This window comes from Streptomyces sp. NPDC003042, assembly GCF_053591315.1.
Genome location: NZ_JBSFTP010000047.1, coordinates 52113 through 58389, shown reverse-complemented (window position 1 = coordinate 58389; position 6277 = coordinate 52113). Strand labels below are relative to the sequence as shown.

The 6277-nt window shown below is 69.6% G+C and carries 6 protein-coding genes; all 6 read right to left on the bottom strand.

Annotated elements, in window-relative coordinates:
• Positions 1 to 126: 126 nt before the first annotated feature.
• Positions 127 to 1305, bottom strand: coding sequence for a YncE family protein (locus ACWDYJ_RS22525; RefSeq protein WP_451567374.1), 1179 nt, complete (start codon positions 1303 to 1305; stop codon positions 127 to 129).
• Entirely contained in the window at positions 1302 to 2111 is an 810-nt protein-coding gene (locus tag ACWDYJ_RS22520; protein WP_451567373.1) for a polysaccharide deacetylase family protein, read from the bottom strand. The genes ACWDYJ_RS22525 and ACWDYJ_RS22520 overlap by 4 nt, the downstream gene beginning before the upstream one ends.
• A 394-nt stretch (positions 2112 to 2505) precedes the next feature.
• Entirely contained in the window at positions 2506 to 3009 is a 504-nt protein-coding gene (locus ACWDYJ_RS22515; protein WP_451567372.1) for an ATP-binding protein, read from the bottom strand.
• A gap of 272 nt (positions 3010 to 3281) precedes the next feature.
• Entirely contained in the window at positions 3282 to 4049 is a 768-nt protein-coding gene (locus tag ACWDYJ_RS22510; RefSeq protein ID WP_451567371.1) for an enoyl-CoA hydratase/isomerase family protein, read from the bottom strand.
• Positions 4050 to 4172: 123 nt separating this feature from the next.
• Positions 4173 to 5417, bottom strand: a complete 1245-nt coding sequence (locus tag ACWDYJ_RS22505; protein ID WP_451567370.1) for a L,D-transpeptidase — start codon at positions 5415 to 5417, stop codon at positions 4173 to 4175.
• Between the two features lie 130 nt (positions 5418 to 5547).
• Positions 5548 to 6255 carry a L,D-transpeptidase family protein gene (locus tag ACWDYJ_RS22500; RefSeq protein WP_451567369.1) on the bottom strand — a complete coding sequence of 236 codons (708 nt, stop codon included), beginning with the start codon at positions 6253 to 6255 and terminating at the stop codon, positions 5548 to 5550.
• Positions 6256 to 6277: the final 22 nt, after the last annotated feature.

The following is a 6277-nucleotide window of genomic DNA, read 5'->3' as shown; positions in this document are numbered from 1 at the left end:
AGCTACCGCTGGGAGGTGCCCCCGGGCGGAGGGGCGTCCTCATACTGGGCGTGTTCGGGCGTTCCGACAACGCGGCGAGGTGCCGTAGCTGTCGTGGTGCGCCCGCCGGGGATTACGGGACAGCCCTTAGCGGAAGATGCCGGTGTGGCCGAGGGAGTAGCGGCCGGGCTGCGGGTAGACGGCGAGCCCGTGGGGGCCGCCGCCGACCGGGATCCGGGCGAGCTGCTTGCCGGTCACGGTGTCGATCGCGTAGACCTCGGAGTTGTAGCGGCCGGACAGCCACAGCACCTGGCCGTCGGCGGACACGCCGCCCATGTCGGGGCTGCCGCCGTCCGGCAGTTCCCACTTCTTGGTGAGCCGGTTCTCCTTGAAGTTGAAGACGGAGATGCTGCCTTCACCGCGGTTGGGGATGTACATCTCCTTGGAGTCACGGCTGATGTACAGACCGTGGCAGCCCTTTCCGGTGGGCAGCAGCTTGGGGATGTCGAACTTGTCCCCGCTGAGCACCCACATGCCGTGCGCCATCATGTCCGCGACGTAGAAGGTCTTTCCGTCCGGGGACACCTTCACGTCCTGCGGCATCGCGCCCTCGAACGGCAGTTTCTGCTGGCCGACGACCTCCATCCGCTCGGTGTCGACCTTGAGCAGTTCACCGGAGAACTCGCAGCTCACGATGAAGTACCGGCCGTCGGCGGAGAAGTCCGCGTGATTGACGCCGAAACAGGTCACCGGAACGGTTTTCACGCGGTTCATGGTGTGGGGATCACGGAAGACCAGCTCGCGGTCCATGGAGGCCATCACGATCGCGTACTTGCCGTTCGGCGTGAAGTACAGGTTGTACGGGTCGTGCACCTCGACGGGCTTGCCCGCCTCGCCGGTGGCCGGGTTGATCGGGGTGAGCGTGTGGCCGCGGTTGTTGTTGACCCACAGGGTCTTCATGTCCCACGAGGGCACGACGTGCTGCGGCTGGACGCCGACCGGGATGGTGTCGATGACCTTGTACGTGGCCGGGTCGATGACGGACACCGTGTTGGAGCTGGTGTTCGGCACGTAGACGCGGGACGGGAAGTCCTTGACCACCGGGGACAGGTTGCCGGGCCGGTTCGCCGCGTACACGTCGTTGGGGTCGAGGACCGGCGGCATTCCCGGGAGTCCCGGCGGCACGGCCTGGGCGGGCCGGGCCGGCCCCTTGGAGCCGAGCGCCTCGGGCGTGCCCTTCCCGCCGGATCCGCAGCCGGCCAGGGCGGCGAGGAGCAGGGCGGCGAGGAGCGCGGTGGCCTTCCGGGGAAGGCGGTTGTTGATCATGACGTCAGCAGCTCCGTGGTGGTCACCGCGCGCAGGTCGCGGCGCGCGAGTTCTTCGAGGAGGGGCGGCATCGCGTCGACCGTGTCCGCGTAGCCGAAGTGCAGGCTCACCACCGATCCGTGTCGGATCGTCCCGGTGACGGTGCGGATGACGGCCGCGGCGCCGGGCGAGGTGAAGTCGAGGGAGTCCACGTCGTACGAGAGGACGTGCGGGTAGCCCGCCCGCTGGGCCAGCTTCTGGACGAGCGGGGTGGCGTACTGGGTCTGCGAGGGGCGGAACCAGGTGCCGATGGAGCCGGTGAGGCGCCTCAGGCGCTGGGCGCAGCCGGTGATCTCGGCGTAGGCCTGGTCCTCGGGCAGGTCGTTGATGGCGAGGTGGCGCTGGGTGTGGTTGCCGAGCTCGTGGCCGCCGTCCAGGACGCGGCGGGCCAGGGCGGGGTGGGCGTCGAGCCAGCTGCCGATGGCCAGTACGGTGACCCGCGCGCCCGCTCTCTCGGCCTCGGCGAGTACGGCGCGGGCGATGGCGGGGTCGCCGTTGCCGTGGAAGGTGAGGGCGACGCGGGGGCGGTCGCGCGGGCCGTGCGCGATCTCGACGGGCTGTCCGGCGAACCGGCGCGGGCCGGCGGCCGGGACGGCCGGGGCCGCTTTCGCCGGGGCCGCTCCGGCGGCGGTCGGCTGGGCGGAGGCCGACGGGGCGGAGGCGGGGGGCGCGGCGGCGGTCCGGCCCGTTCCGCAGGCGGCGGTGAGGCCGACCACGGTGGCGACGCCCGCGCGCAGGGCCGCGCGGCGGCCTGGTGGTGAGAACACCTACCCATTTAAGGGGTGGATGGGGCGGAAGATAATGATTGACCCCATTACGGACCTTCGACGCCCCGAGTTCCACTGGGGTTCATCCGTTACGTGATCAACGATTCACTCACCGGAGTCGATAGTTATTCATGGATTACCAGGTGAGTGGCCCATCTCACCTAGGATTTAGGCAGAAACTCTTGCGATATGCACACTTATGTCCAAGTAGCGGCTTTTGGCGTTCCCGCCCGCGTCTGCCATAGTCGGAATCACGGCTTCCCCATTGACCCGAGCGAAGTCGCCCCGCCGAGGATCACACCCCTTCGATCCTCGGCGCACCCATGAAACCCCCGCAGCGCCCCACCCCGGCGACAGGGGGTTTCTGGCGTTCCGGGGTCCAGAGGGATACCCCCTAGCGGTCGGCGACCCGCATCTCGAACCAGGTGATCTTGCCGCGCGCCAGCAGATCGGCGCCCCAGCGGTCGGACAGCTTGTCCACGAGGAACAGCCCGCGGCCCGTGGTGTCCAGTTCGTGCACCGGCATCAGACAGGGCAGCCCGCGCGAGGGATCCCGCACCTCCACCCGGATCCACCCGCGCCGGCGCACCATCCGTAAGCCGAACGAACGCGCCCCGGTGTGGCGTACGGCGTTGCCGACGAGTTCCGAGACCAGCAGGACGGCATGCTCGGCGATCTGCGGCGACAGGCCCCAGAACCGGATCACCACGCTCTGGGCGAGCCGGCGGGCGGTGCTCGCGGACTCGGGCATGGACGGCAGTGTCACCTCGGCCTCGGCCGGGTTCCCGTACAACTCCAGCGCCTTGAGACCTTGTTCGTCCTCAACCGCTGCCGTGAGCCGTACGGCCGAAGCGCTGCTGCGCTGCCGCGGCTGTTCCACACCCTCCAGGCCCGCCATGCACCCATCATGGACGGCCGGTACGCCCGTCCGGGCCGTTCCGCAGGAATACACCCCCGGAATCGGAGATCCGGAGGGAGCGCTTTGGCATATGCGGAAGGCAATCGGCGGCCCATGACACCACCACGACCTGCGGTGACAGGCTGCTGGCCGACGATCACCATCCGTAGATCACGCTCTCGCCTCAAGGCTCCCTTAAGGCCTGGCTAAACCACCCACAGGGAGGAACGGGCGACGACGGCATCATTCACACGGCCGCGTACGGCCCGCGCTCATACGAACTTGGCCTTGCCCGGGCCCTCTTCGACGAAGCTGCGCATCCCGCGCTCCCGGTCCTCCGTGGCGAACAGGCCCGCGAACCAGTTGCGTTCGATGGTCAGGCCCGTGTCGATGTCCGCCTCCAGGCCCGCGTCCACACACTCCTTGGCCGCGCGCAGCGCGATCGCCGGACCCTGCGCCAGCTTCGCGGCCCACGCGTGCGCCTGCTCGTACACCTCCGCGGCGGGCACCACGCGGTCCACCAGCCCGATGGTCAGGGCCTCGTCGGCCTTGACCATCCGGCCGGTGAAGATGAGGTCCTTGGCCTTGGAGGGGCCGATCAGCCGGGACAGCCGCTGGGTGCCGCCCGCGCCAGGGATCAGGCCGAGCAGGATCTCGGGCTGGCCGAACTTCGCGTTGTCGGCGGCGATCCGGTAGTCGGCGCAAAGGGTGAGCTCGCAACCGCCGCCGAGCGCATAGCCGGTGACGGCGGCGACGACGGGCTTGGGGATCCGGGCGACGGCGGTGAAGGCGTCCTGCAGGGCGCGGGACCGGGCGATCATCGCCGCGTGGTCCATGGTCTGCATCTCCTTGATGTCCGCGCCGGCCGCGAACACCTTCTCCCCGCCGTAGAGGATGACCGCGCGCACGTCCGAGCGGTCGGTGGCCTCCACCGCGAGCTCGCGCAGCCGGTCCTGGGTGGCGATGTCCAGGGCGTTCATGGGCGGCCGGTCCAGGCGGATGGTACCGACGCCTTCGGAGACTTCGAGAGAGATGGTCATACGGGTGAGGTTAGTGCCAGGGGGTCCGGGGGTCTCCCCGGAAAAGCACAGCACCAGGAGTGGCCCGGTGCTGTAGGTCACAGCACCGGGCCACCCGGACTTCGTACGCCTACGCGGCGAGGCTTACTTGATCCACTCCGACCACGCCATGTTCCAGCCGTTGAGGCCGTTGTCCGGGGCGATCTGCTTGTCCTTGGAGTTCTTCACGACGAGCACGTCGCCGATCAGCGACTCGTTGAAGAACCACGCCGCCGGGGTGTCCTTGTCGCCGGCGCCACGCACGTCGCGCAGGCCGACACAGCCGTGGCTGACGTTCTCCGAGCCGAACGTGCTCGAAGAGGCCCAGTAGTTGCCGTGGACGAAGGTGCCCGAGGTCGACAGCCGCATCGCGTGCGGGACGTCGGAGATGTCGTACTCGCCGCCGAAGCCGACGGTGGCGCCGTTCATCCGGGTCACCTTGTACTTCTCGCTGATGACCATCTGCCCGTTGTACGTGGTGGTCGACGGGGCGCCGGCCGTGATCGGGATGTTCTTGAGCACCTGGCCGTCGCGGACGACCTCCATCTGCTTGGTGCTCGCGTCGACCGTGGTCACCTGGGAGCGGCCGACGGTGAAGGTGACCGTACGGGTCTGCTTGCCGTAGACCCCGGGGCGGCCCTCGACCCCGTCGAGGGCGAGCCTCACGGTGACCTTGGTGCCCGCGGCCCAGTAGTTTTCGGGGCGGAAGTCGAGGCGGTCGTTGCCGAACCAGTGGCCCTCGACCGGCACGGACGGCTCGGCCGTGACGGTGATGGCCTTCTCGACGGCTTCGGGATTGGTGATGCCACGGGTGAAGTTGATCGACACCGGCATGCCCACGCCGACCGTCGCGCCGTCTTCCGGCGTGTAGTGGCCGATGAAGGTGTTGACCGGGGTCAGGGTGGTGAAGGTGGTGTCCTTGGCGGACTCCCGGCCGGCCTCGTCCTTGGCGACCGCGTGCACCTTGTACTCGGTGGCGGAGGCCAGGTGGCGGGCGGGCTCCCAGCTCGCGCCGTCCTCGGCGAGCTTGCCCTCCACGGCGTTGCCCTTGGTGTCGGCGACCGCCACCGTGGTGAGCTTGCCGCCGGTGCTGGTTATCTTCAGGACGCCGCTGGTGGCGACTTCCTTGGACCCGTCGTCCGGCTTGACGCTGACCACGGCCCTGGACGCCTCGGTGCCGGTCTTCGCGCCGCCACCGCCCGTCCCGCCCTTGTCCCCGCCACTGCCCCCGCTGTTGCCGCCGCCGCTGCACGCGCTGGTCAGCAGCAGGGCCGCTCCCAGCAGGAGGGCCGGCAGGCCGGTGCGGACGCGGCCGCGTATCGGCTGCAGGTTCACTCGTGTTCTCCCCATGTCCCCCGCGCGCGGACAGTCGCGCGCTTGCCGACAGGTAATCACATGGGGACAACACGAAAGGGCACGGTCTTGTCACTGTTCCGTCCCAAGTGTCGGGGCGGTCAGGGCTGTCCGGGCGGTGGGCGGTTCAGTCCTCGGTGCCCGGTTTGGTACCCCAGACGTAGACGGAGTCACCGTTGCGGAGGAGGTTCCACAGGCGTTCCGCGTCCCGCGGCGTGAGGTTGACGCAGCCGGCCGAGCCGCCGCGATCGAAGAACTGTCCGGGGCGGCCGTGCAGGGCCTGGCCCCCGTCGAAGAACTGGGCGTGGGGCATGGGGGTGTTGTAGAGCGTGGACACGTGGTTCTTGTTGCGCCAGTAGATCTTGTGCCAGCCGCGACGGGTCTCCTGGCCGTCGCGGCCGGTACGGATGGCCACGGGCGTGAAGACGACGCGGCGTCCGCGCTGCACCCAGAGCAGCTGCCGCGTCAGGTCGACGCAGGTGACGCGGTAGGTGCGGACGGGGCAGGCGCCGGCGGCGTTGGGGTTCGCATGGGCGGCGATGGCGACCATGGTGCGGTAGGTCGCCAGGCCCGCGTAGCCGTTGGCGGGGGTGATCCCGTACCTGCGCTGGAAGACGCGCACCGCGCCGCAGTCGGCCGGGGACTGCACCCCGTCGGACGGCCGCTTCAGGTAGGCCTCCAGCTCGCGCTGGTAGGGGCCGGTGCCGGCGGTGCAGGCCGTCTCCGGCTCCAGGACGGTGGCGGAGGCGGAGGCCTGCGCCGGTCCGGTGAGAGCGAACAGCGCGGCGAGGACGGCCGTCCCCGCGATCACGCCTGTCGTCCGACCTGTCGTCATACGGTCCTCCTCGGGTCCCGCG

Excerpts from the sequence above, each read along its gene's own strand:
- ACWDYJ_RS22525 (WP_451567374.1), bottom strand. The coding sequence starts at position 1,305 with ATGATCAACAACCGCCTTCCCCGGAAGGCCACCGCGCTCCTCGCCGCC.
- ACWDYJ_RS22500 (WP_451567369.1), bottom strand. The coding sequence starts at position 6,255 with ATGACGACAGGTCGGACGACAGGCGTGATCGCGGGGACGGCCGTCCTC.
- ACWDYJ_RS22510 (WP_451567371.1), bottom strand. The coding sequence starts at position 4,049 with ATGACCATCTCTCTCGAAGTCTCCGAAGGCGTCGGTACCATCCGCCTG.
- ACWDYJ_RS22515 (WP_451567372.1), bottom strand. The coding sequence starts at position 3,009 with ATGGCGGGCCTGGAGGGTGTGGAACAGCCGCGGCAGCGCAGCAGCGCT.
- ACWDYJ_RS22505 (WP_451567370.1), bottom strand. The coding sequence starts at position 5,417 with ATGGGGAGAACACGAGTGAACCTGCAGCCGATACGCGGCCGCGTCCGC.